Source organism: Nonomuraea dietziae (genome assembly GCF_014195505.1).
Lineage (GTDB): Bacteria > Actinomycetota > Actinomycetes > Streptosporangiales > Streptosporangiaceae > Nonomuraea > Nonomuraea roseola.
Genome location: NZ_JACIBV010000002.1, coordinates 543,291 through 566,673 on the forward strand (window position 1 = coordinate 543,291; position 23,383 = coordinate 566,673).

Below are 23,383 nucleotides of genomic sequence, written 5' to 3' on the forward strand. Positions count from 1 at the left end.
CTTGCGCCCCATCATTCCGGACACCCTAGCAACGCCACATTCTTCACTCAATACACAACAAACAGTAAATGTCGCTTTTGCCGGATTTAATGACATTTAGCGGAGGCGCTGATTCATGATCGTATCAGGATGGACACTCTCTGGTCGCATTCCGCGAGATGCAGCGAGGCGAGGACGGCCGCGCGCACCACCGCGCGAGGGCTGTAGAGATCCTTGTCGTGCCAGAGCGCGGGCTGGCTGTCGAGGTCGGCCCCGCGCAGGAACCGGTAGCCCTCGGCCGCCGCCCGTGCCAGGCGGGGATCGTCGCCCGCCCTGGTCAGCAACAGGGTCTGCAGCGCGTAGGCGCTCTCCTCCGGCGTGCCCTCCCATCTGCCCCACGAGCCGTCCGGCCGCTGCGTGTCCAGCACCCAGGCGACCGCCCTGCGCACCGACCCCGCGTTTTCCGGGCTGCCGTAATCGTCGAGGGCCAGCGCGCAGCTCGCGGTCGCGTAGTACGGCGAGGCGTGCCAGCGGTCGTCCCACGCCCCGTCGGCCCGCTGCCTGCTCGCCAGCCAGCCACCCAGGCGCGCCATCACGGGGCGGTAACGATCGCCCGCGGCGGGACGGCGCTCCACGTATTTGCCGAGGGCGTCGAGCACGTGCGCGTTGACGGTCGGCGAGTGGCCGTCCTCGCCCTGCCAGGTGCAGAAGTGGGTGCCGAGGTCGAAGGCGAGCAGGCTGCCCGGCTCGTGCGGGGCCCCCAGCATGGCCAGCGCGTAGAGGGCGACCGAGGTGGTGTCGGCGTCGGCCGGCAGTCCGGCGCCCGCGGGCGTTCCCGCGGGGCCGATCGCCGCGCGCAGGTCGGCGATCATCTCGGGCGGGACGTCCAGCTCGATGCCCGCTCTGGCCAGCCAGCTCAGCACCCAGCCCCGCTCGAACACCGTGATCGGCAGGCCCACGGGCACCGGGCCGCCGTGCCTCCTGGCCACCGCCTCCAGATGGAGCCTCGCCGCCGCGGCCCCGAGCGTCGTCTCGCCCGCGCCGCTTGCCTCGGCCGTGAGGTCGGCGTGCACGGGTCCGTCCTGGATCGCGGCGAGCCAGGCGGCGGTCGCGGCGGGTGAGGCGCCGACGGTGCCGATCGGGGTGGGACGGACGGCGTGCGCGCCCCTGGCGGCCGGGCCGGCGATCTCCAGGGCGTGAAGCAGCTTCTCGGGCAGTTTCGCGCCGGAGGCGATCCAGCCCCGCACCGCCTCCAGCCTGGAGTGGTCCATCCCCTGGGGCAGCGGGAGCGGCGCGCCCAGCCCTGTCAGGTGCTCGTTGATCAGCGAGACGAGGAAGGGGACGATGAGCTCGACGGCGGGCATGTCGGGCAGCGGGTGGCCGGCGCCGAGCCGTACGGGGAGGATCTCCAGGCCGCGCAGGACCGCGGCGGACAGGTCCGCGCGCGGGCCGGTCGGGGTGTCGAACGCGCCGGAGGTGCGGCGGCACTCGGACATCAGCGCCTCGACCGCGCTGAGCGTGGGCACGAGGTCGTAGCCGTCGGGCGGGCCCCAGGCGCCGTCGGGCCGCTGGGTGCGCAGCAGGTAGTCGACCCTTTCGGCGTGGCCGGTGAGCCACGGCACCAGCGTGACGAGGCGGCCCGTCTCGTAGACCGAGGCGGTCACCTGGCCCCACGGCCTGGCCATCAGCCCGTCGACCAGCTCTCGTGCCGCCGAGGCGATGTCGTTCACAGCTCTCTCCAGGTGTCGGCGATGCCGTGGAAGCCGATGGTGAAGCCGATCTGCCGCTCCGGGCGGAGCGCGGTGCGCGGAGAGGTGCTCCTGAGGCGCTTGGCGGTGAACTGCGGCCGCGGCGCCTTGCCGCTGTCGCGCCGGGCCGGGCCGCCGGCGTGGATGCCGTCGCCGGACAGCGGAATCATCGGATCCCAGAACGTACCCTCACGTAGGTGGTTCGCCTGGCTGGCGCCCAGGACGTGCCGCCCATGGGTGGCGAGGAAGGGGCGCAAGGGGCCGAGACTAAGCTTGACGTGTGCGCCTCCGGCCTCGGATCCGGCCTGTTCGAGCGCCTTGACGGGGTGGCGGGCGGGTCCGGCGAGAGCGAGGCAGAAGGGCAGCGTACGGACCCGACCGGTCGACATTTACTCCTACTTCACAAACTTCATGATGGTTCGCGTGGAGTATCACATGATCGGCTGTTACTGATCAAGGTTGGGGATTGGTGGTTGTTTATGGTGACTTGCCGGTTCAACGGAGGATCGTCAGCTGACTTCGCGTCGATTCATCGGAGGATCGATGCCTGACATCGGCTTTCCCGCCGGCGCGCTCGCCAGGTGCAGGCGGCTGCTCGAGCCGGCGATGCGCGCGACCGTGGCCGATCTGCATCCCTGGACCGAGCGGATGGCCGCCTTCACGCTCGGCTGGTCCGACATCGACGGCACACCCGTCGAGGCCGACACCGGCAAGGGGCTGCGGCCCGCCCTCGCGATGCTGTGCGCCGAGGCCGCGGGTGGCTCGTTCGAGTCGGCGCTCCCCGGCGCGGTCGCGGTGGAGCTGGTGCACGTCTTCTCGCTCGTGCACGACGACATCATCGACAGCGACGAGCGGCGCAGGCACCGGCCCGCGGTGTGGAAGGCCTACGGGGTCGGGCCCGCCGTCCTGGCCGGTGACGCGCTGCTGGCCCTGGCCGTCAGGTCCGCGGCCAGTGGCCCGCACGCCGCCGCGGCCGCGAGTCTGCTGTCGTCGGCGCTGGTCGAGCTGGTGCACGGCCAGACGCTGGACATGGCCTTCGAGGAGCGGCCGTGGACGGGCCCCGAGGCGGTGACGGTGGCCGAGTACACCTCGATGGCAGCCGACAAGACCGGCTCCCTGATCGGCTGCGCCGCCGCCCTCGGCGTGACGTTCGCCGGCGCGCCTGCCGGCCTCGCCACCCGGATGTACGGCATGGGCCGCGACCTCGGCCTGGCCTTCCAGATGGTGGACGACGTGCTCGGCATCTGGGGGGATCCTGCGCGCACGGGCAAGCCGGTCTTCGGCGACCTGCGCCGGCGCAAGAAGACCCTCCCCGTGCTGGCCGCCCTGGCCCCCTCCGGGCCGCGATCCTCCGGCTCCGCCGGGACCTCCGCGAGCCGCGAACTGGCGCTCCTGCTCTCCTCGGGGGCCGAGGACGAGGACGCCGTACGGCTGGCCGCCGACCTCATCGAGAAGGAGGGCGGCCGCGACCGGGCCCTGTCCATGGCCGCCGACCACGCCTCGCGCGCCCTCGACACGCTCGACGCCGCCTTCCCCGAGGCCCGCGACCTGCGCGCGCTGATCACCTCACTTCTGGATCGCACCCACTGACCCGGACACCGAGACCTCCGCGCGTTGATCGCCTCACGCCTGGATCGCACCCACTGACCCAGAGCCCAGGCCCTCGCCCCGGCAAGGCTCCGCGGCGGCTCCTGAACCTTCCCGTCGGGAGGCGACCGAGCACCGCGGATCCCCCGCCCCGGACGATCGACCCGGTCGGGCCCCTGGCTTGGCCTGCTTGACTCACCCCGAGGGAGCGAACCGTGGCGATCCGGTGGACTCTGACGATCGACTGCGCCCACCCGGCGAAGCCGGCGGAGTTCTGGGCGCCGGCGTGGGGATGCAAGGACGGTCTGAGCAGGCTCGCCGCTCCTACGCGGGAGCCTCGGCGAGGGCGGCCAGCACCTGCTCGCCGTACTTGGCCAGCTTGCTCTCCCCCACCCCCGACACCCCCGCCAGCTCCCCCAGCGTTCTCGGGCGTCTGGCCGCGATCTCCCGCAGCGTCGCGTCGTGGAAGATGACGTAGGCGGGCACCCCCTGCTCCTTGGCCGTCGCCCCCCGCCACGAGCGCAGCAGCTCGAACACCGGCTGCGCCTCCGCGGGCAGCTCGGCCACCGCCGCCTGCCTGGCGGACTTCGCCGGCCTGTCGGCCTTCTTGGCCACCGGGTCGTGCCTCAGCATCACCGGGCGCTCTCCCCTCAGCACCCCTGCGCTCGCCTCGGTGAGCACCAGCGTGCCGTAGTCGCCCTCCACCGCCAGCAGCCCCATGGCGAGCAGTTGCCGCACCACCCCGCGCCACTGCGTGTCGCGCAGTTCCGTGCCGACGCCGAACACCGTCAGCGAGGCGTGGTCGAACTGCAGCACCTTCTCGGTCTGCCTGCCGAGCAGGATGTCGATCAGCTGTCCCGCGCCGAAGCGCTGCCCCCGCTCACGTTGCAGGCGCAGCACGGTCGACAACAGCTTCTGCGCGGCGACCGTGCCGTCCCAGGTCTCCGGTGGGTTGAGGCAGGTGTCGCAGTTTCCGCAGGGCGCGCCCTCCTGCCCGAAGTAGGCCAGCAGCCGCACCCTGCGGCACGAGGCCGTCTCGCACAGCGCGAGCATCGCCTCCAGGTGCGCGGCCTGGCGCCGCCGGTGGGCGTCGTCGCCCTCGGAGGTGTCGATCATGCGGCGCTGCTGCACGACGTCCTGCAGGCCGTAAGCGAGCCACGCGGTGGCCGGCTGCCCGTCGCGCCCCGCCCTGCCGGTCTCCTGGTAGTAGCCCTCCACGGACTTGGGCAGGTCGAGGTGAGCGACGAAGCGCACGTCGGGCTTGTCGATGCCCATGCCGAAGGCGATCGTGGCCACCATGACCATGCCGTCCTCGCGCAGGAAGCGGGCCTGGTGCGCGGCGCGCGTGCGGGCGTCGAGACCCGCGTGGTACGGCAGCGCCCCCACGCCGTTCTCCTGCAGGAACGCGGCGACCTTCTCCACCGAGGCGCGCGAGAGGCAGTAGACGATGCCCGCCTCCCCCTCGTGCTCGGTGCGGATCAGTCGCAGCAGCTGCCGCTTCGGCTCGTTCTTCGGCTCGATGCGGTACTGGATGTTGGGCCTGTCGAAGCTGGCCACGAAGTGCCGCGCCCGCTCGAGGCCCAGCCTGGCGGTGATCTCCTTGTGCGTCTCGGGGGTGGCGGTGGCGGTCAGCGCGATGCGCGGAACCTCGGGCCAGCGCTCGTGCAGCGTGGACAGGGTGAGGTAGTCGGGCCTGAAGTCGTGGCCCCACTGCGCCACGCAGTGCGCCTCGTCGATGGCGAACAGCGAGATCGCCCCTCTGGCCAGCAGGCGCAGCGTCTGCTCCGACCGCAGCCGCTCGGGGGCGAGGTAGAGCAGGTCGAGCTCGCCCGAGACGAACGCCTCCTCGACCGCGGCCCGCTCGCCCTGCTCCTGCGTGGAGTTGAGGAAGCCGGCCCTGACGCCCGCGGTGGTCAGGGCGTCGACCTGGTCCTGCATGAGCGCGATCAGCGGTGAGATCACCACGCCCGTGCCCTGCCGTACCAGAGCGGGGATCTGGTAGCACAGGGACTTGCCGCCGCCTGTCGGCATGAGCACCAGCGCGTCGCCGCCCGCGACGACGTGGTCGATGATCTCCTGCTGCCCCTCCCTGAAGGAGTCGTAGCCGAAGACGCGCCGCAGCACGTCGCTTGCCTGGGGACCGCGCTCGGGGGAAGTCACCGGGCCATGCTAGGAGAGGCCGCCGACGAAATCCGCCGCCGCGCGAGACTCGGGCCGCCCGTCGAGGCGCGCGGCCGGGCTAGAGCGCGGCGTCGTAGCGCTCGCGCGCCCTTTCCACCTCGCCGAGATGGGTGTCGGACCAGTCGACGAGCGTGTGGAAGACGGGCAGCAGGGTGCGGGCCAGCGGGGTCATCTCGTACTCCACCCTGGGCGGCATCTCGGCGTGGTAGGTGCGCCCGACCAGTCCGTCGCGCTCCATCTGGCGCAGCCGCTGGGCCAGCACTTTGGGGGTGATCGCGGGGACCAGCCGCTGCAGCTCGGTGAAGCGGGTGCGGCCGTGGTGGGCGAGGGTCCAGAGCACCTGCGTCGTCCACTTGCCGAACACCAGCTCGGCCACCGGCGTCACAGGGCAGGGATCGAAGGTCATTACTATCTCCTTGGTAACTACTATCCTCAGGATAGTAACGTGGCAGACATGATCACACTCACCCGCCGTCGGGGGCCCCGCCCCGCCACCCGCCCTGCCACGCCCCACCAGCAGCTCGACCAGACCGCGCCCGCGCCGCTGCAGGAGGAGCTGTGGCTGAGGATGGCCGGCCTGCCGGGCGTGCGCACCGGCCGCAGCGGCATCTCGCTGCCCGACACCCGTGCCCTGCACCTGCCTGAGGCGTCGGGGCCCGCGAACGCGTACCTCATCGGCGCCGAGTTCGCTCACCTGCACGGCGCGCGCGACGGCAGCCTGCACCTCACGCTGCCGGGGGCCGAAGCGGGCCACGCGATCGAGCACGGCTGGGCCGAGCCGCACCCTCTCGCGGGCACGGGCCTGATCCCGCCCACGATCGTCATGGTGTACGGCCCGCGCGACCGCGAGGAGCTGGAGGTCGTCTGGAGCCTCGTCGAGACCTCCTACGCCTACGCCACGGCCTGGCTCAGAAGCGGTAGCGAAGAATCCGCCCCACGTCCCTGAGCCTGGGGATGCGCGCGAGCACCCACATCTGCGCCCTGCCCACCGCGGGCAGCAGTTCCAGGCCCGGCATGTCGACGCTGCGCAGCGCGTCGAGGCAGACCAGCCCCTCGTGCCACCCCTCGATCACCCGGGGGTCGTCGACGCCCCAGTGGAGCGTCGACCCCGAGTTGCGGACGGCGGGCACCAGCTTCTGCATCCTGATGCCCATCGAGCCGTAGACGTCGAACAGCAGCTGCCCGCCGGGGAAGCGGCCGGTGATGCGCTGGACGAGCCGCCTGCCCTCCTCCTCCCGCAGGTACATCGACAGCCCCTCGAAGACCGCCACGACCGGACGGTCCGCGGGCACCTGCGCGAGCCACTCCTCGCCGGTCACCGAGGCGCCGATCTGCCGGTAGTCGCCCTCGGGGACCGGCAGGAGGCGCTCGCGCAGCGCGACCACCTCTGGATAGTCGACGTCGACCCACCGGACGGTGGCTGGCCTGGCGAGCCGGTGCGGCCGGGTGTCGAGGCCGCAGGCCAGATGCAGCACGGTCGACTCTGGCTGGGCGGTCATGAACTCCACGATCCAGTCGTCGAGCTGCCTGGCGCGCAGCGCCACCCCCGCCGCCGTCGTCGCGGTCATTCCCGTTCTGCGGAAGTCGTAGTCGATCCGCCGCATCACCCTGACGGCCTCCCGGTCACCCAGGATGGGCCTGCGGGCGCGGGTGTCGAGCGCCTTGCCGTACAGGGTGGCGAGCAGGGTCTCCTGCGCGCCGGTGAGGGTGATCTTCTGGCGGTCCGTCATCCTCGTGACGCTACTCCTCGCGACGCCGCCGCACGAGAAGGAGTGATCAGCCGCCGGAGCCGCCCGAGGCGACCACCTGAGCCAGGCTCCTGGCCTGCTCGACCACCCGGCTGCCGCCCTTGCGCGCCGCCAGTTCGGCGAGGCCCTCCAGGTCGGCGCTCGCCCCCGACAGCGTGGCCGCTCTCACCGCGACCGCCAGCAGGTCGCCCAGCCCCGGCGCGGGCCTGTGCCCCTGGCGCGGCAGGATCGGCGGAAGGGCCGCGGCGAGGACCGACCACACCTCGGCGTGCGCTCCGGCCATCACCACCTCCTCCAGCACGGCGGTGACCCGGTTGAGCTTGAGCAGGCCGGCCTGGAGCAGGCTCGCGACGGCCGCCCCGAGGTCGGCGGCCGGCAGCTGCCCGCGCGCGGCCAGCGTGATCAGCGCGTCGCCGGCGGCCGCCCGCTGCCGGCGGCGTTCGTGCCCCATCCCGACGGCGATCACGCCCGCGGTGGCGGCTCCGAGCGGGCCTTCACCGTGCACGAGGGCCGCGAGCACCTCGGTATCGCCGGAGGTGGGCAGGTACTCGAGCAGGTGCGCGGCGAGGACCTCCCGGTGCGAGGGCATGATCGACGGCCACCACTCCAGGTCGTGCGCGTACCCCGGATAGCCGGTCGTCCGCTCCAGGGCCCAGAGCTCGCTCAGCGGCTCGGTCAGCGGCGCGGGCAGGGTCGTCGCCGGCTCGAGCCTGGCGTGCGCCTCCACCACCTCCTCCATGAGGGAGGAGTAGGGGCTCCGCCTGCGCACCGGCTCCACCGCCCAGCCCACCACCGGGTCGGGCAGCCCGCCGTCGCGCAGCCAGGGCCGCCAGCACCGCGCCCGCCCGCGAGGTCAGCCGCCCCGCCCGTACGGCGAGCGCGGGCTCGCTCCGCCTGGGCAGCCGCAGCAGCGCCTGGAGGAAGTCGGCCTCGAGCGGCTCGGCTCCGTCGAGCAGCTCCATGCGCGTCACGAGGGTCTCGGCGTCGACGTGCCCGGTCGGCGCGGTCGGCGCGGCCAGCAGCACGGGCACCGTCGCTCCGGCCTCGAGCCGTTCGATGATCTCGTGGAAGCGTCGCCGGACGAAGAGCGTGAGCGGGGGCTCGGCGAAGTGGCGCTCGCCGGTCAACCGCGTGGTGATGGCCCTGCTGTGGTCGGGCGAGACGACCGCCAGCGCGCATCGCGCCAGGAGCACGCCATGGTTCTCGGCCAGTCCGTAGAAGTGGCCGTCGGCGTCGAGCGGTCGCCACCAGCGGCTCTCCAGCCACGGCCGCAGCGCCCGCGCGACGGCCACGCGGTCGCGATGGCTGAGCTCGACCAGCGCGGCGAGGGCCCGCTCGAACTGCGCGGGCGCGGCCGGTTCGGCCTCCAGCCACACCGCAAGCTCCGCCGCCGAGGCGATGGGCGGCGGCAGGCCGGGCAGGTCGCGCGCCATGAGGACGGCCACGGCCAGAGGCTCGGCGGGCGCGGCTGCCACCTCGCCGAACGCCGCCGCGATGCGCCCGCGCGGCCCGTCGGGCAGCAGCCCGGCTTCCTGCCGGACCGCCTCACGCGCCGGCTCGCCCGCGTGCGGAGCCAGGGCGACCGCCAGCCGTACCGCCCTGTCGCGAAGGGCGGGCGTGTCCTGGCCGAAGACGGTCGCCAGCGCGGGCAGCGCGCCTTCGGCCCTGGACGGCGCGGCCTCGGCGATCCACCGCAGCCCGGCCGTGACGTGCTTCTTCTCCGCCCTGAACGTCAGCGCCTGGACCGCCTCGGCCCACAGCTCGTCGTCGACAGCGCCCGCCGCGTCGGCCCGCCGCAGCTCCTCCGCCATGAGCTCCACCAGGAGCGCGGGGGCGGAGGGCAGCAGCCTGACGAAGTCGAGCACCGGGATCTCGGCCACCTCGGCGCCCAGCCGGCGCCACAGCGTCACGAAGGGCGCGAGCTCGCCGCCCTCGCCTCCCGCCATGAACCTGCTCGCGCAGCCCTCGAGGAGCGTCCGCCTGCTGACCCTGCCCGCCGCGGCGAGCTCGGCGAGCTCGTCGATCACGGTTGTGGAGCGGCCGTTCTCCCAGGCGAGCGCCTCGGCCACCCCTTGCGCGTGGAAGAGCCTGGGAACCATCTGGTCGAGCAGCGGATCCTGGGCCAGGTCGTGAGCCTCGCCCGTCTGTCGTCGTTCGGTCAGCCGCCATGCCCAGCCGGCGACGAACGCGTCGCTGTCGGGGACGTCGACGCCCGTCTCCAGCACCAGCGCCGCGGCCAGCTCCCAGCCCTCGCCGCTCCTCGGCCACGCTCGGCGGGTGAGCGGGCGTAACCGCCGCACCAGCCGGACCGCCAGCTCCTCACGCCATTTCACCGGCCGGTCCTCGATCAGCGAGAGGATCCTGGCGGCGTCGGTCTCCGGCGCGGACACGTCGCGCAGCTCCCGCCGGTTCAGCCAGGCCGCGACCTGCGCCACCCCACCCAGGCAGGCCGCGCCCGCCAACCGGAACCCGGCCGCCCTGTCGCGCACCTCCCAGCGGGCCTCCCAGCCCTGGCCCACACGACCGGCCAGATAGGCGGGCAGTTGCACGGCCACCGCCCGCCTGCCCACCTCGCCGAAGCCTCGGAGCAGCTCCACCAGGTCCTTGTTGTCGCCGGCCTCGATGCGCTCGACGACCTCCTGCCACGGATTCATGTCGAGGACCCTACGGAGGGCCCCCGACAATCTTGGGCGCGTGTGCGTCCCACCGCGGCCAGGCCCGCGGCCATGCAGGTCAACGGGATGGCAGGGACGACGTAGCGGACGTCGAACCCGGTCAGGAACGGCGGTGCCAGAACCAGCGCCGCGGCCGCCAGGCCCGGCAGCAGGGCGTCGGGTCGCCGCCGCACCGACGCCAGGACGACGGCGCCCCCGAGCAGCGCGACCAGCAGCGGGAAGGGCAGGTATCCGAAGCGCTGGTAGACGCGCAGCCACCCCGCGTAGGGCTCGGTGATCCTCGTGGCCGCCGGGCCGCCCTCGTAGGCCTCCGCCACCGCCCTGGTGGACTGCTTCAGCGGTCGCTCCTCGACAGGGAACCAGTAGGGATTCGCCTTCGTCATCGACGCCGACCTGGCCCTGGTGCGTTCCCAGCGCAGCAGCCGGCCCAGGTCACCTCCCCCTGCGGCCAGGTAGTCGAAGGGCTGGGCCATGATGGCGGCGCGGGCGAACCGCCCCGCCAGCGCGTTCCTGTCGCGTGGCGTACCGGCCGGCGGGGAGGCCGCTCCCCACATCCAGAAGGCGGGCGCGGGCCGGGCGGCCACCGGCGTCGTGGGACAGAGCCGCGCCAGCCCCGGTTCCGGCCGTATCACCGAGCAGTCGGCGAAGGTCATGGTGCGCGCCCAGAGGAAGAGCCCATCGGCCCGGGTCAGCCCGAACGTGCCGCTCGTGCCGTACATCCAGGTGGCGTACGCCACCAGCGGCAGCGCCCCCGCGAGCACCAGCCCGGCCAGGGGCCGCCATCCGGTACGGCGCAGCAGCGCGAACACCACGGCCAGCACCAGCACGGCCACGCCGACGGTCCTGGTGATCGCCCCCAGCCCGAGCAGCGCCCCACCGACGCCCGCCGACAGCGGCGTGACGGCCCGGCGCGACAGCGCCATCACCCCCGCCGTGACCAGGACGGTGAAAAGCGCGTCGGCCATGATCATGTGTTCGAGGAGGATCAGGAACTCGTCGTACAGCAGGGGCATGGTCACGACCGTCGCGCCCCACCCCGGCAGGCCGCGCCGGCACAGCAGGACGTACACCGCGACCGCCAGGCCCACACCGAGGACGTGCTGGACCACGGTGACGAGGGCGAGGCTGTGCCCCGGCGCCAGCGCGGCGAGGAGCAGGGAGTACCCGAGGGGCCGGAACGTTCCAGGGACAGGGTCGGCCGCCGCTCTGAGGTAGGAGAAGGAGTCCGCCCAGAACCACAGCGCGGGCTGGTAGCCGGCCATCGCGAGGGCTCGCAGGACGACGGCTGGGATCAGCGCCAGCAGGAACGCGCGATGGCGGTTCGCGGGCAGCACAGAACCAGGCGATGGCACGTGCACGAGGAGACTCCTAGGAGATGGCCAGCCGGGGGTTCCCCGTGCCGACGTGGTCGTCTCCTTGCTTTCACCACATGTCCGCGAAAAGGTTCACAGCGGCCGGTGAGGGAGAGCCTCTCCCTCTGGTCCCGGTGTGCGTCCGTAATCCCGTTGCCGGGGGTCGGGCGGGTTCGGCACGCTGAGCGCCATGAGCATCCCCTACCGGCAGATCCGAGCCGCTTACACCGAGGAGTCCATCACCGTCTACCAGGCCTACGATCCGGCCGTCGCCGCTCCCGCGGTGGCCGCGCAGCGGTTCGTCCCGCCGTTCAAGCGCGGGCGCATGACCTGGATCAAACCGTCGTTCCTGTGGATGATGTACCGCTGCGGCTACGCCACCAAGGAGGGCCAGGGCCGCGTGCTGGCGATCGAGCTGACCCGCGAGGGGTTCGAGTGGGCGCTGGCGCACTCCTGCCTGTCGGACAGGCGGGACATGCCGGTCCGCGTCCAGTGGGATCCCGAACGCGACCCCCGCCACAACGCGCTGCCGTACCGGTCGATCCAGATCGGCCTGTCGGGAGAGGCCGTCGACCGCTACGTCGGCGAGTGGACGCTGTCGATCACCGACCTGACCGAGCAGGACCGCGGCCTGCACGCGGCGCTGCGCGCAGGCCGCGACCTGACCGCCCTGCTGCCGGCCGAGCGTCCCTACCCGCTGCCGAGGGAGCTGGCGGAGGTCATCGGCGCGACTCGGGAGTGAGGGCGCGGCTGATGACCAGGCGCTGGATCTGGTTGGTGCCCTCCACGATCTGCAGCACCTTCGCCTCGCGCATGTAGCGCTCGACGGGGAAGTCCTCGACGTAGCCGTAGCCGCCGAGCACCTGCACCGCGTCCGTGGTGACCTTCATGCACATGTCGGTGGCGAACAGCTTCGCCATGGCGGCCTTCGTGCCGTACGGCCTGCCCGCGTCGCGCAGCCGCGCGGCCTCCAGGTACAGGGCGCGGGCGGCGGCGATCTGCGTGGCCATGTCGGCCAGCATGAAGCCGATGCCCTGGAAGTCGATGATCCGCGAGCCGAACTGGCGCCGCTCCCCCGCGTAGGCGACGGCGGCGTCGAAGGCGGCCTGGGCCACGCCGACCGCGCACGCCGCGATGCCGAGCCGTCCGCCGTCGAGCGCGGCCATGGCGATGCGGAAGCCCTCACCCTCGGCGCCGACCAGCGCGGACTGCGGGAGCCGTACCGAGTCGAAGCGGACCTGCGTCGTCGGAGACGAGCGCATGCCCATCTTGTGCTCGGGCACGCCGTAGGTGAGCCCTTCCAGCCCTGACGGCACGCGCAGGCAGGAGATCCCGCGGGCGCCCTTGTCCCCGGTGCGGGCCATGAGCATGTAGAAGTCGGCCACCCCGCCATGGGTGATCCACGCCTTGACGCCGTCGACGGTGTAACCGTCGGGGCCCGCGACGGCGCGGGTGGTGAGCGCGGCGGCGTCGGAGCCCGAGGCGGGCTCCGACAGGCAGTAGGCGCCGAGCAGCTCGCCGCCGACCATGTCGGGCAGCAGCTCGGCGCGCTGCTCGTCGGAGCCGAAGGCGGCCACGGGGAAGCACGACAGCGTGTGCACCGACAGGCCGAGGCCGACGGCCAGCCAACCGGCCGCCAGCTCCTCCACGACCTGCAGGTAGACCTCGTACGGCTGGTCGGCGCCGCCGTACTCGGAGGGGTACGGCAGGCCGAGCAGCCCCGTGGCGCCGAGGGTGGTGAAGACCTCGCGCGGGAAGCGCCCCGCGGACTCGTCGCCCGCGGCGCGCGGCGCGACCTCCTTGGCGATCAGGTCTCGGGTCAGGTCGATCAGGTCGTGCGCCTCGGGGGTGGGCAGGGCACGCTCAACGGTCATCGCGACACGCTCCAGGAATGTGGCTCGGGGTCTCCGATGTCCCGATTGTGCCAGGCCCCCCACCGGCCGGTTCCACCTCGGCCCGCGCTGTCACCCGGCCCTAGACGATCACCAGCTCGCGCGTGGTGTTGTTCAGGCGCTCGCCGCCGTCCTGCGTGCACACCAGGATGTCCTCGATCCTGGCCCCGTGCCGCCCCTGCAGGTAGATGCCAGGCTCGACCGAGAACGCGAAGCCCGGCTCCATCACCTCGGTGTTGCCCGCCACGATGTACGGCTCCTCGTGCGTCTCGATGCCGATGCCGTGGCCCGTCCTGTGGATGAAGTGCTCGCCGTACCCCGCCTCGGCGATCACCGTGCGGGCCGCCGCGTCGATCGACTCGCACGTCACGCCGGGCCGTACGGCCTCGCACGCGGCGTCCTGGGCGCGCCTGAGCACCTCGTAGTAGGCGGCGAAGTCGGCAGGCGGCTCGCCCACGCAGTAGGTGCGGGTGGAGTCGGAGCAGTAGCCGTTGTGCAGCTGCCCGCCGATGTCGACGACGACGGGCTCGCCCGCCTGGATGACCCTGTCGGAGACCTCGTGGTGCGGGCTGGCGCCGTTCGGGCCGGAGGCGACGATGACGAAGTCGACGGTGGAGTGCCCCGCGGCGAGGATGGCGTCGTGGATGTCCTTGCCGACCTCGCGCTCGGTGCGCCCGGCCTTGAGGAACCGGGGCACCTGCCGGTGCACCGAGTCGATCGCCTCCCCTGCCTCGCGCAGCGCGGCGACCTCGTCAGGCGACTTGCGCATGCGCAGCTCGCGCAGCACGGAGCCGGCCAGCACCTGCTCGGCGCCCGGCATGGCGGCCCTGAAGCGGAGTGAGGCCATCGCCCACATGCGGTCGGCCAGGCCCACCTTGGCGACGGAGCCCAGCCGGCTCGCGACCACGCCGTAGGGGTCGTCGGTCTCGTCCCAGGCGACGAAGTCGAGGCCGAGGCGCGCGGCCGGTGAGGCCTGCGCCGCAGGCAGCTCCAGACGTGGCACCATCATGAAGGACTCGCCATGGGCGGGCACCACCAGGCAGGTCAGCCGCTCGAGCGGCAGCGCCTCGTACCCGCTCACGTAGCGCAGGTCGGGGCCTGGCGTGAGCAGCAGGGCGTCGAGCCCCGCCTTGGCGGTGGCCTCCTGGGCGGCGGCGAGGCGGGAAACGGGATACAGATCTTCGGACGTCACAAGGGCCAATCTACCCTCGTCAAATTCCCCGAAAAGTCTCACAACACGCAAGCCGCCGCTACACTCTGTAGAAGGACGATCACATAACGTGGGGCAATTGTCCCGTTCCAGTGCATACGAGAAGTGAGCCCCTTATGGTCGGCGTCGTGGGCGGCCCTCAGGCACCCCTTCCCTCCAGTGACGACCGGCGGCCCGGCGGGCCGATGACGGCCGCCGAGCTCCTGCAGCAGCTCACCGACCAGCTACGGCGGCGCGAGTCCGCCGAGACGCTGTCCGTCCAGCTGGGCCATGCCCAGCGGCTGGGCAACATGGGCTGGGCCCAGTGGAACCTGCGCACGGGCGAGGCCGTCTGGTCCGACCACGTGTACGTGATCTTCGGCAGAGACCCCTCGGCGGGGCCTGTCGGCCTGTCCGAGCTGGCCGACCACGTCGAGCCCGCCGACCTCTCCACGCTCGACCAGCTGCTCTGGGCGGTCGGCGAGGGCGTCGAGCCCGTGCACGCGGAGTTCAGGATCAGGAGGGGCGGCGAGGTGCGCAACCTGCGCGTCGTGCTCGAACCCCTCGTCGGGGCCGGTGAGACCACCGGCGTGCACGGGGTCGTCCAGGACATCACCGGACGGCGCAGGGCCGAGCGCATCATGTCCGAGTCGCGCCGCCAGCTCATCGAGGCGCGCGAGAGGGCGGCCGAGGAGCGCAACGTGATGATCGCGCTGCGCGAGGCCATCCTGCCCGAGCCCGTCGGCTGCCTCGACCTGCCGCGCACCCGCGTGGCGGTGCGCTACGTGCCCGCGGAGAAGGCGGCCAACCTGGGCGGCGACTGGTTCGAGGCGGCGGGGCTGCCCGACGGCAGGGTGCTGCTGGCCATCGGCGACGTCTCCGGGCACGGCCTGCCCGCGATCGCGCACATGGCCCAGCTGCGCCACGCCCTCATCGGGCTGACCATGACGGGACAGGCCGCCGACCAGCTGCTGTCGTGGCTGAACGAGCTGGTGATGCACCGCCTGCACGACACCACGGCCACCGCTCTGATCGGCCATCTCGACACCACGACCAACGTCTTCACCTGGGGGCAGGCCGGCCACCTCGCGCCGATCCTGGTCAGGGACGGCACGGCCAAGCAGCTCGACTCGCCGCGAGGGGTGCTGCTCGGGGCGGTGGGCGAGCAGCCGTACGAACTGGCCAGCATCGAGCTGCGCCCCGACGACCTGCTGCTGCTGTTCACCGACGGGCTGGTGGAGCGGCGCACCCGCGACCTCGACGAAGGGCTCGCCCTCGCCCTGTCGGCCGCCCGCGAGCTGCCGGTCTACGACCTCGACTCGGGCCTCGACCGGCTGGTGGCCAGCATCGGAGGGCCCAACCCGGAGGACGACGCCTGCCTGCTGGCCGTCGGCATCCTCGACCTCTAGCGACCCGTTCCCCGCGCCGAGGCCCGAAACTGTCGCCGGGTGGTGCGACGATGGGGGCGTGCTGATGCTTCTCGACACCCCGTCGCTCTACTTCCGCGCCTTCTACGGCATCCCGGAGTCGATGACGGCGCCCGACGGCATGCCCGTCAACGCGGTGCGCGGCCTCATCGACATGATCGCCACGCTGGTGCGCCAGCACTCCCCCACGGAGCTCGTGGCCACCATGGACGCCGACTGGCGGCCCGCCTTCCGCGTGGCGGCGATCCCCACCTACAAGGCGCACAGGGTCGCCTTCGGGCACACCGAGGAGGTGCCCGACACCCTGGTGCCGCAGATCCCGGTCATCGAGCAGGTGCTCGACGCGGTCGGCATCGCCCGCCTGCAGTCCGACGGCTACGAGGCCGACGACGTCATCGGCACCCTCACCCACCAGGCCCGCGGCGCGGTCGACATCGTGACAGGCGACCGCGACCTGTTCCAGCTCGTCGACGACTCCCGCCCGGTGCGGGTCCTCTACACCGCTCGCGGGGTGCGCAACCTGCAGCTGGTCGACGAGGCCTTCGTCACCGAGAAGTACGGCATCCCCGGGCGCGGCTACGCCGACTTCGCCACCCTTCGCGGCGACCCGAGCGACGGCCTGCCGGGCGTCGCGGGCGTCGGCGAGAAGACCGCCGCCTCCCTGATCACCAGGTTCGGCTCCCTCGAGGCGATCCTCGCCGCGCTCGACGCGGGCCAGAACGACGGCTTCCCCGCCGGGTCGCGCACCAAGCTGGCCGCCGCCCGCGACTACCTGCGGGTCGCGCCCGCCGTCGTCAAGGTCGCCGACTCCGCGCCGCTGCCCTCCGCCGACCTCACCCTGCCCGCCAAGCCACGCGACCCCGAGGCCCTGGTGCGGCTGGCCGACCGCTACGGCCTCGACTCCCCGCTCAACCGCCTGCTGGACGTCCTGACCGGCCGCTAAAGCTCTTTATCCGCTGCCGACGTGCTCTCCCTGACGGTCAGCACCGGCGTCGGCGTCCTGACGTTCACCGGCGTGGCGGGGTCGGCGATCGCGCCGAGCAGCGTTTCGGCCACCCGCCTGCCCAGCGCGAACGTGTCGCGCGACAGCGCGGTCAGCGACGGGTGCACGATCTGGGTCAGCACCGAGTCGTCGAAGGCCACGATCGACAGCTCGTCCGGCACGCTCACCCGCATCTCGGCCGCCACGCCCAGACCCGCCACCGCCATCAGGTCGCTGTCGTAGACGATCGCCGTCGGCCGCTGCTTGCGCGACAGCAGCGCCCTGGTGGCGGCGGCGCCCTGCGCGTCGCTGAAGTCGGTCGGCACCGACACCACCTCCCGCAGGGAGAGCCTGCGGGCCGAGTCGCGAAGCGCCCTGACCCGCCGCTGGGTGTGGCGGAAGGCGGGCAGCCCCGACACGTGGGCGATCCTGGTGTGGCCGAGCGCGGCCAGGTAGTCGGCGATCGACAGCATCGCCTGCCTGTCGTCGGCCCAGACACTGGACAGCGAGCCGTGCGGTCCCGGCCCTCCGAGCACGACGGCCGGCACGCCGAGCTCCTCGATCACCTCGATACGCGGGTCGCGCACCTGCAGGTCGACCAGGATGAAGCCGTCGACGCGCCCCTCCGAGGCCCAGCGTCTGTAGACCTCGATCTCGGCGGCGGTGTCCTCCACGACCAGCAGGTGCAGCGCGACCGCGCCGGCCGACAGCCCCGCCTGCAGGCCCGACAGCAGGTGGGCGAAGAAGGGCTCCACGCCGATCGTCCTGGCGGGCCTCGCGATCACCAGCCCCGCCGCCTCGGCCCGCGCCCCGCCCAGCGCCCTGGCGGCGCTGTGCGGGCGCCACTTCATCTCCTCGGCGACCTTCAGGACGCGCGCCCTGGTCTCCTCGCTCACGCCGGGGCGGCCGTTGAGCGCGAAGGACACCGCGCCCTTGGAAACGCCGACCCTGGCGGCGATGTCGGCAATCGTCGGTCGCCCCACGGCTCCCCCTCCTCTTGGGCGGGAGTCTACCGATGGAGCGGTTTAGCCGCCCGGTCTTCGGCGGCGTCGAAGGGGGCACCGCAGGGTGTCAGGGGATAAGTTGACCGGGTGACCACGAACATCCGAGTGTCCGGAGATGTCCACCCGCGGCTGGCCGACGGATTCGAGCGGATCAGGCGCGAGATCAAGCTGCCCGAGGTGTTCCCGCAGGCCGTCCTGCGGGAGGCCGAGCAGGTGGCGCAGAGCCCCGCGAGGACGGCCAGGCAGGACCACACGGCGCTGCCGTTCGTCACCATCGACCCGCCCGGCTCCATGGACCTGGACCAGGCCCTGTTCATCGAGGCACTGGGCGCGGGCTACCGCGTGTGGTACGCCATCGCCGACGTCGGCGCCTTCGTCAGACCGGGCGGCGCGCTCGACGCGGAGGCCCGCACCAGGGGTGAGACGGTCTACCTGCCCGACGGCAAGGTGCCGCTGCACCCGCAGGTGCTGTCGGAGGGCGCCGCCAGCCTGCTGCCCGGCGTGACCAGGCCCGTCGCGCTGTGGCGGATCGACCTCGACGCCGAGGGCCGCACGGTCGGCGTGGACGTGCAGCGCTCGCTGGTACGCAGCCGCGAGCGGCTCGACTACGACTACGTGCAGGCCGCCGTCGACACCGGCACCGCCGACGGCACGCTCAAGCTGCTGGCCGAGGTCGGCCGGTTGCGGCTGGAGCTGGAGAGGGAGCGCGGCGGCGTCACGCTGCCCACGCCCGAGCAGGAGGTCGTCCGCGACGACGACGGCTACCGGCTGGAGTACCGGGTGCCGCTGCCCTCCGAGGCGTGGAACGCGCAGATCTCCCTGCTGACCGGCATGGCGGCCGCCTCGATGATGCTCGACGCGGAGATCGGCGTGCTGAGGGTGCTGCCGAGCCCGCAGCCCGGCGACCTGGCCAAGGTGCGCAGGGTCGCCGCCGCTCTGGAGGTGCCGTGGCCCGAAGGCGCCTCCTACGGCGACGTCGTGCACGGGCTGGATCCCAAGAACCCCGCCCAGGCGGCGTTCCTGAACGAGTCGAAGATCCTGCTGCGCGGCTCCGGCTATCTGTCCTTCAACGGCGAGCCGCCCGCGATGGCCGAGCACTCGGCGGTGGCCGCGCCGTACGCGCACGTCACCGCGCCGCTGCGGCGCCTGGTCGACCGCTACGCCACCGAGACGTGCCTGGCGATCGCCGCGGGCGAGCCGGTGCCCGGCGACATCCAGGCGGGGCTGATGGACCTTCCCGAGATCATGTCTTCCACCGGACGCCGCGCGGGGGCCGTCGAGCGGGCCTCGGTCGACCTCGTGGAGGCGTTCGTGCTGCGCGACAGGATCGGCCATGACTTCGACGCGGTCGTGATCGACACCGACGAGCGCCGCCAGGGCGGTCAGGTGCAGCTCACCGACCCCGCCGTCATCGCCAGGTGCGACGGCTCGCCGCTGCCGCTGGGCCAGCGCGTCCGCGTCAGGCTCACCCAGGCCGATCCCGGCACCCGGGAGGTCCGCTTCGCCCTCGCCCTCGCCTGACCCGCCGCCCGAGGCGTGGTCTGCGCCGCCGTCTGAGGCGCCGTCTGAGGCGCCGTCTGAGGCGCCGTCTGAGGCGCCGTCTGAGGCGCCGTCTGAGGCGCCGTCGCCCCTTCCTGGAGCCGGGGCGACGGCGTGAGAACCGGGGTTAGGCTGGCCGTCATGATTCTCCGCCATGTGACCATCGACTGTGCCAACCCCTACGAGCTCGGGACGTTCTGGAGCACCGTGACCGGCTGGCCGCTGTCCGGCGAGGACGCGCCCGGCGACCCCGAGGTGCTCGTCGAGGCCCCCTCGCCCCTGCCCGGCATGCTGTTCATCAGGGTGCCCGAGGGCAAGACGGTGAAGAACCGCATCCACTTCGACTGGATGCCGACCGAGCGCACGCGCGACGAGGAGGTCGAGCGCGTCATCGGCTTGGGCGCGAAGCTGTATGAGGACCACCGCACCGCCGAGGGCCTCGGCTGGGTGACGCTGCTCGACCCCGAGGGCAACGAGTTCTGCGTCGAGCGGAGCAAGGGCGAGCGCGGTCTCTAGCTAGCGCGGTCTCTAGCGAGCCGGTCCGGGCGGTGGACGGCCGGAAGCCGCGCGCGAAGCCGGGGGAACCTCACGCGCGGCCCGTCCGATGTCCGATGGCCTAGGTCACTTCTTGAGCGGGCTCCAGCCCGCGCCGACGCCCATGAGGTGGAGAGCGACGCAGAGCAGACCGGCGGTGCCGAGGGTGGTGACGGTGAGCAGGCCGCCGACCGCCACACCGGCGATCTCGAAGACGAGGGCGAGCACGAACAGCAGGGCAGCGATCAGAGCGAACATCCCAACCTCCAGGCGGGGGATACCTTCCGACATGGGGATTTCCGCTGTGATCACCCAGGAAACTGGCCTGAAGGTGACGTTGAGTGAACCTCCTACCACAACACCTTGACCGCCCGGTCAGCCACCGTTGTGTTCATCCTGTACGGCCAGGCCGGGTCGAGGCCACCGGGGTCACCGGTGGCCGCCCCTCCATCACGCCACCCCAGCAGGACTCCGGCCCCCGCCGTCACGTCAGGGTCGTCAAGCGAGTCCCCCGGCACCCGGCAGAGTCTCCTCCGCTACGGCGAAGCCTGGCCGAGGCCACCGGGGTCACCGGTGACCGTCCCTCCATCACGCCACCCCAGCAGGCCTTCCGGCCCCGCCGTCACGTCAGGCTCGTCAGGCGAGTGCCTCGGCTCCCGGCAGAGTCTCCTCCGCCGGACTCCAGATGCCCCGCCGTCACTCGCGATCGTCAGGTGAATCGCCTGGTCTCCTCTGGCGGGCTCACGACAGGGAGGAGTAGGCGACGACGCCTCGGCGCATGGCGTCCATGGCCTTGGTGGCGGTCTGCTTGACCTTGCTGCCGGGAGGCGCGGCGTTGCCGACCTGCCCCAGCAGGTCCATCAGCTGCTTGACCCAGCGCACGAAGTCGCCCGCCGCCAGCTCGTTGCCGTTGATGCCGTCCGAGAGCACCGCGTCGAGGGTGTGGCCCTTCGTCCAGCGGAAGGCCGCCCAGGCGAACCCGAGATCGGGCTCGCGGATGATGGACAGCCCGTTGTCCTTCTCGATGCCCTCCAGCTCGCCCCACAGCCTGACCATCGCCGTGAGCGCGTCCTGGGCGCGCCCCGCAGGGATCTTGGGCCGCCTGGCGTCGTCGGCCTGGCGCGACTCGAACACCAGCGCCGAGACGCACGCGGCCAGCTCGGCGGCGTCGAGCTCCTCCCACAGCCCCGTCCTGAGGCACTCGGCCGTCAGCAGGTCGAGCTCGGTGTAGAGGCGGCCGAGGCGGCGGCCCTCCGTGGTGACGTTCTCGTCCTCGAGGTAGCCGAGCTGCTCGAGGACCGCGCAGATGCGGTCGAAGGTGCGGGAGATGACGTGCGAGCGGCCCTCGACGCGACGGCGCAGCCCCTCGGTCTCGCGCAGCAGCTTGTAGTAGCGCTCGGCCCAGCGCGCGTGGTCCTCGCGGTCGGCGCAGCCGTGGCAGGGATGCTGGCGGATGAGCCGCCGCAACTCGATGATCTCCTCGTCCTCGACCGCGTGGTCACGGGCGCGCGGCGGCTTGCCGAGGTCGCGATCGCCGATCTTGGCCAGCAGCGTGGAGACGAGGTTGGCGCGCTCCTTCGGCGCGCGGGCGTTGAAGTTGCGCGGGATGCGGATCTTGTCGAGCGGCTCGACCGGCACGGGGAAGTCGGCGGGGTCGAGCTTCTTGACCTGCTTGCCGATGGTCAGCACGAGCGGGTTGGGCCCGTGACCTCGCGGGTTGAGACCGGGGTCGAGCACGATCGCCAGGCCCGCCCGCCGTCCGCCGGGCACGCGGATGACGTCGCCCGGCTTCAGCGCCTCGAGCGAGCGCACCGCCGCGGCCCTGCGCGCGCTCCCGCGCTGCTTGGCCAGCTCGGTCTCGCGGTCGGACAGGCGGCGGCGCAGCGCCGCGTACTCGGGGAAGTCGCCGAGATGGCAGTGCATCGCCTCGTGGTAGCCCTCGAGCGCCTCCTCGTGCTTGCGCAGCTGCTTGGCGATGCCGACCACCGCCCTGTCGGCCTGGAACTGCGCGAAGGAGGCCTCGAGGAGGGTTTTGGCGCGCTCGCGGCCGAACTGGCCGACCAGGTTGACGGCCATGTTGTAGGAGGGCTGGAAGCTGGAGCGCAGCGGGTAGGTGCGGGTGCCCGCCAGACCCGCCACCGAGATGGGGTCCATGCCGGGCTGCCAGACGACGACCGCGTGGCCCTCGACGTCGATGCCGCGCCGCCCTGCCCGCCCTGTGAGCTGGGTGTACTCGCCCGGGGTGAGGTCGGCGTGGGTCTCGCCGTTCCACTTGTCGAGCTTTTCGATGACCACGCTGCGCGCGGGCATGTTGATGCCCAGCGCGAGGGTCTCGGTGGCGAAGACGGCCTTGACCAGGCTGCGGGTGAACAGCTCCTCCACGACCTCCTTGAAGGCCGGCAGCATGCCCGCGTGGTGGGCGGCCAGGCCGCGTTCCAGGCAGTCGCGCCACTCCAGGAAGCCGAGCACGGTGAGGTCCTCGTCCGGCAGGTGGGCGGTGCGCTCGTCGACGATCTGGCGGATCTCGTGGCTCTCGCGCTCGGTGGTGAGCCTGATGCCCGCGAACAGGCACTGCATGACGGCCGCGTCGCAGCCCGCGCGGGAGAAGATGAAGGTGATCGCGGGCAGCAGGCCCTCGGAGTCGAGCTTGTCGATGATCACGGCCCTGTCGGGCGTGCGGAAGCGCTGCGGCCTGCCGTACCCTCTCCTGCCCCTGCCGCCTGCCAGCCGCTCCTCGTCGCGCGTCAGGCGCAGCAGGGTGGGGTTGATCCTGGAGAGGTTGTCGCCCTCCTCGGTGGAGAACAGGTCGTAGACGCGGTTGCCGACCATCATGTGCTGCCACAGCGGCACCGGCCGGTGCTCGTCGACGATCACGGTGGTGTCGCCGCGCACCTCGCCGAGCCACTGGCCGAACTCCTCGGCGTTGCTCACCGTGGCCGACAGCGCCGCCAGGCGCACCGACTCGGGCAGGTGGATGATGACCTCTTCCCACACCGCGCCGCGGAAGCGGTCGGCCAGGTAGTGGACCTCGTCCATCACCACGAAGCCCAGCCCCGCCAGGGTCGCCGAGCCGGCGTAGAGCATGTTGCGCAGCACCTCGGTGGTCATGACCACCACGGGAGCGTCACCGTTGACGCTGTTGTCGCCGGTGAGCAGGCCGACCTTGGCGGTGCCGTACCGCTTGACCAGGTCGTTGTACTTCTGGTTGGACAGCGCCTTGATGGGGGTGGTGTAGAAACACTTCTGCCCCTGCTCAAGGGCCAGATGGACGGCGAACTCGCCTACCACCGTCTTGCCCGAGCCCGTGGGCGCCGCCACCAGAACGCCGTCGCCCGCCTCCAGCGCCCTGCACGCGTCGAGCTGGAAGTCGTCCAGCTCGAACTCGTAGTGCCCCCGAAACGATCGAAGTGCGGCGCCGTCGTCCCCGTGCTTGTCACGGAAGGCCGCGTAGCGTTCCGCTGGCGTTGTCATACCCGCCAGCCTACCGAAACCGCCATTCCGGTCAGGCCAGGTAGCCGCCAGGCCCGCGTTCGAGCACGCCGGAAC

The 23,383-nt window shown here is 72.3% G+C and carries 20 protein-coding genes; 7 read left to right on the top strand and 13 right to left on the bottom strand.

From position 1 onward, the window contains the following. Positions 1-113: 113 nt before the first annotated feature. Both FHR33_RS45250 and FHR33_RS45255 read right to left on the bottom strand, forming a co-directional pair. Positions 114-1,709 (bottom strand): prenyltransferase/squalene oxidase repeat-containing protein, encoded by a 1,596-nt coding sequence (locus FHR33_RS45250; protein ID WP_312896070.1) that lies wholly within the window; start codon positions 1,707-1,709, stop codon positions 114-116. Next, complete coding sequence (locus tag FHR33_RS45255; protein WP_183661583.1) at positions 1,706-2,116, bottom strand: hypothetical protein; 411 nt, start codon at positions 2,114-2,116, stop codon at positions 1,706-1,708. Before FHR33_RS45255 ends, FHR33_RS45250 begins: the two co-directional genes overlap by 4 nt. A 154-nt stretch (positions 2,117-2,270) precedes the next feature. On the opposite strand from FHR33_RS45255, the gene FHR33_RS45260 reads away from it, so the two are divergent. After that, on the top strand, positions 2,271-3,317 hold the full coding sequence (locus tag FHR33_RS45260) for a polyprenyl synthetase family protein (RefSeq protein ID WP_183661585.1): 1,047 nt from the start codon (positions 2,271-2,273) through the stop codon (positions 3,315-3,317). Positions 3,318-3,638: 321 nt separating this feature from the next. Here the strand turns inward: FHR33_RS45260 and recQ are convergent, their stop codons facing one another. Next, complete coding sequence (gene recQ / locus FHR33_RS45265) at positions 3,639-5,474, bottom strand: DNA helicase RecQ (protein ID WP_183661587.1); 1,836 nt, start codon at positions 5,472-5,474, stop codon at positions 3,639-3,641. Positions 5,475-5,553: 79 nt separating this feature from the next. After that, positions 5,554-5,901 carry a winged helix-turn-helix transcriptional regulator gene (locus tag FHR33_RS45270; RefSeq protein ID WP_183661588.1) on the bottom strand — a complete coding sequence of 116 codons (348 nt, stop codon included), beginning with the start codon at positions 5,899-5,901 and terminating at the stop codon, positions 5,554-5,556. A 48-nt stretch (positions 5,902-5,949) separates the two neighbouring features. Here FHR33_RS45270 and FHR33_RS45275 point away from each other — a divergent pair, with 48 nt between their 5' ends. Continuing rightward, the gene (locus FHR33_RS45275; protein WP_183661590.1) at positions 5,950-6,441 is read left to right on the top strand and encodes a luciferase domain-containing protein; all 492 of its coding nucleotides are present in this window, start codon (positions 5,950-5,952) and stop codon (positions 6,439-6,441) included. Here the strand turns inward: FHR33_RS45275 and FHR33_RS45280 are convergent. From FHR33_RS45280 to FHR33_RS45295, 4 genes are read right to left on the bottom strand one after another with little or no spacing between them, the layout of a single operon-like run. Continuing rightward, on the bottom strand, positions 6,404-7,225 hold the full coding sequence (locus FHR33_RS45280) for a class I SAM-dependent methyltransferase (RefSeq protein ID WP_183661592.1): 822 nt from the start codon (positions 7,223-7,225) through the stop codon (positions 6,404-6,406). The two genes, FHR33_RS45275 and FHR33_RS45280, sit on opposite strands and share 38 nt — an antisense overlap. A gap of 46 nt (positions 7,226-7,271) precedes the next feature. After that, the gene (locus FHR33_RS45285) at positions 7,272-7,832 is read right to left on the bottom strand and encodes a DUF7825 domain-containing protein (RefSeq protein WP_183661594.1); all 561 of its coding nucleotides are present in this window, start codon (positions 7,830-7,832) and stop codon (positions 7,272-7,274) included. Beyond that, positions 7,738-9,897 carry a hypothetical protein gene (locus FHR33_RS45290; protein ID WP_183661596.1) on the bottom strand — a complete coding sequence of 720 codons (2,160 nt, stop codon included), beginning with the start codon at positions 9,895-9,897 and terminating at the stop codon, positions 7,738-7,740. Before FHR33_RS45290 ends, FHR33_RS45285 begins: the two co-directional genes overlap by 95 nt. Next, on the bottom strand, positions 9,894-11,252 hold the full coding sequence (locus FHR33_RS45295; protein WP_183661598.1) for a hypothetical protein: 1,359 nt from the start codon (positions 11,250-11,252) through the stop codon (positions 9,894-9,896). The genes FHR33_RS45290 and FHR33_RS45295 overlap by 4 nt, the downstream gene beginning before the upstream one ends. Positions 11,253-11,460: 208 nt before the next feature. On the opposite strand from FHR33_RS45295, the gene FHR33_RS45300 reads away from it, so the two are divergent. Beyond that, positions 11,461-12,012, top strand: a complete 552-nt coding sequence (locus tag FHR33_RS45300; protein WP_183661600.1) for a DUF4291 domain-containing protein — start codon at positions 11,461-11,463, stop codon at positions 12,010-12,012. Here FHR33_RS45300 and FHR33_RS45305 read toward each other — a convergent pair. Both FHR33_RS45305 and FHR33_RS45310 read right to left on the bottom strand, forming a co-directional pair. After that, positions 11,990-13,144, bottom strand: a complete 1,155-nt coding sequence (locus tag FHR33_RS45305) for an acyl-CoA dehydrogenase family protein (protein WP_183661602.1) — start codon at positions 13,142-13,144, stop codon at positions 11,990-11,992. The genes FHR33_RS45300 and FHR33_RS45305 overlap by 23 nt on opposite strands. A gap of 100 nt (positions 13,145-13,244) precedes the next feature. Next, complete coding sequence (locus FHR33_RS45310; protein ID WP_183661603.1) at positions 13,245-14,354, bottom strand: M24 family metallopeptidase; 1,110 nt, start codon at positions 14,352-14,354, stop codon at positions 13,245-13,247. 146 nt (positions 14,355-14,500) lie between these two features. Between FHR33_RS45310 and FHR33_RS45315 the strand changes: the two genes are divergently transcribed. Then, the gene (locus tag FHR33_RS45315) at positions 14,501-15,760 is read left to right on the top strand and encodes a PP2C family protein-serine/threonine phosphatase (protein WP_312896071.1); all 1,260 of its coding nucleotides are present in this window, start codon (positions 14,501-14,503) and stop codon (positions 15,758-15,760) included. 64 nt (positions 15,761-15,824) lie between these two features. After that, entirely contained in the window at positions 15,825-16,721 is an 897-nt protein-coding gene (locus FHR33_RS45320) for a 5'-3' exonuclease (protein WP_183662303.1), read from the top strand. Here the strand turns inward: FHR33_RS45320 and FHR33_RS45325 are convergent. Further along, positions 16,718-17,743, bottom strand: a complete 1,026-nt coding sequence (locus FHR33_RS45325) for a LacI family DNA-binding transcriptional regulator (protein WP_183661607.1) — start codon at positions 17,741-17,743, stop codon at positions 16,718-16,720. The genes FHR33_RS45320 and FHR33_RS45325 overlap by 4 nt on opposite strands. Positions 17,744-17,851: 108 nt before the next feature. On the opposite strand from FHR33_RS45325, the gene FHR33_RS45330 reads away from it, so the two are divergent. Both FHR33_RS45330 and FHR33_RS45335 read left to right on the top strand, forming a co-directional pair. Continuing rightward, positions 17,852-19,285, top strand: coding sequence for an RNB domain-containing ribonuclease (locus tag FHR33_RS45330; RefSeq protein WP_183661609.1), 1,434 nt, complete (start codon positions 17,852-17,854; stop codon positions 19,283-19,285). A 159-nt stretch (positions 19,286-19,444) separates the two neighbouring features. Further along, positions 19,445-19,819, top strand: a complete 375-nt coding sequence (locus tag FHR33_RS45335; RefSeq protein ID WP_183661611.1) for a VOC family protein — start codon at positions 19,445-19,447, stop codon at positions 19,817-19,819. A 105-nt stretch (positions 19,820-19,924) separates the two neighbouring features. Here the strand turns inward: FHR33_RS45335 and FHR33_RS45340 are convergent, their stop codons facing one another. Next, positions 19,925-20,095 carry a hypothetical protein gene (locus FHR33_RS45340; RefSeq protein WP_183661613.1) on the bottom strand — a complete coding sequence of 57 codons (171 nt, stop codon included), beginning with the start codon at positions 20,093-20,095 and terminating at the stop codon, positions 19,925-19,927. A 483-nt stretch (positions 20,096-20,578) separates the two neighbouring features. Then, complete coding sequence (locus FHR33_RS45345) at positions 20,579-23,308, bottom strand: DEAD/DEAH box helicase (RefSeq protein ID WP_183661616.1); 2,730 nt, start codon at positions 23,306-23,308, stop codon at positions 20,579-20,581. Positions 23,309-23,383: the final 75 nt, after the last annotated feature.

Excerpts from the sequence above, each read along its gene's own strand:
- FHR33_RS45255 (WP_183661583.1), bottom strand. The coding sequence starts at position 2,116 with ATGTCGACCGGTCGGGTCCGTACGCTGCCCTTCTGCCTCGCTCTCGCC.
- FHR33_RS45260 (WP_183661585.1), top strand. The coding sequence starts at position 2,271 with ATGCCTGACATCGGCTTTCCCGCCGGCGCGCTCGCCAGGTGCAGGCGG.
- FHR33_RS45270 (WP_183661588.1), bottom strand. The coding sequence starts at position 5,901 with ATGACCTTCGATCCCTGCCCTGTGACGCCGGTGGCCGAGCTGGTGTTC.
- FHR33_RS45275 (WP_183661590.1), top strand. The coding sequence starts at position 5,950 with ATGATCACACTCACCCGCCGTCGGGGGCCCCGCCCCGCCACCCGCCCT.
- FHR33_RS45280 (WP_183661592.1), bottom strand. The coding sequence starts at position 7,225 with ATGACGGACCGCCAGAAGATCACCCTCACCGGCGCGCAGGAGACCCTG.
- FHR33_RS45285 (WP_183661594.1), bottom strand. The coding sequence starts at position 7,832 with ATGCCCTCGCACCGGGAGGTCCTCGCCGCGCACCTGCTCGAGTACCTG.
- FHR33_RS45290 (WP_183661596.1), bottom strand. The coding sequence starts at position 9,897 with ATGAATCCGTGGCAGGAGGTCGTCGAGCGCATCGAGGCCGGCGACAAC.
- FHR33_RS45300 (WP_183661600.1), top strand. The coding sequence starts at position 11,461 with ATGAGCATCCCCTACCGGCAGATCCGAGCCGCTTACACCGAGGAGTCC.
- FHR33_RS45305 (WP_183661602.1), bottom strand. The coding sequence starts at position 13,144 with ATGACCGTTGAGCGTGCCCTGCCCACCCCCGAGGCGCACGACCTGATC.
- FHR33_RS45320 (WP_183662303.1), top strand. The coding sequence starts at position 15,825 with ATGCTTCTCGACACCCCGTCGCTCTACTTCCGCGCCTTCTACGGCATC.
- FHR33_RS45335 (WP_183661611.1), top strand. The coding sequence starts at position 19,445 with ATGATTCTCCGCCATGTGACCATCGACTGTGCCAACCCCTACGAGCTC.
- FHR33_RS45340 (WP_183661613.1), bottom strand. The coding sequence starts at position 20,095 with ATGTTCGCTCTGATCGCTGCCCTGCTGTTCGTGCTCGCCCTCGTCTTC.
- FHR33_RS45345 (WP_183661616.1), bottom strand. The coding sequence starts at position 23,308 with ATGACAACGCCAGCGGAACGCTACGCGGCCTTCCGTGACAAGCACGGG.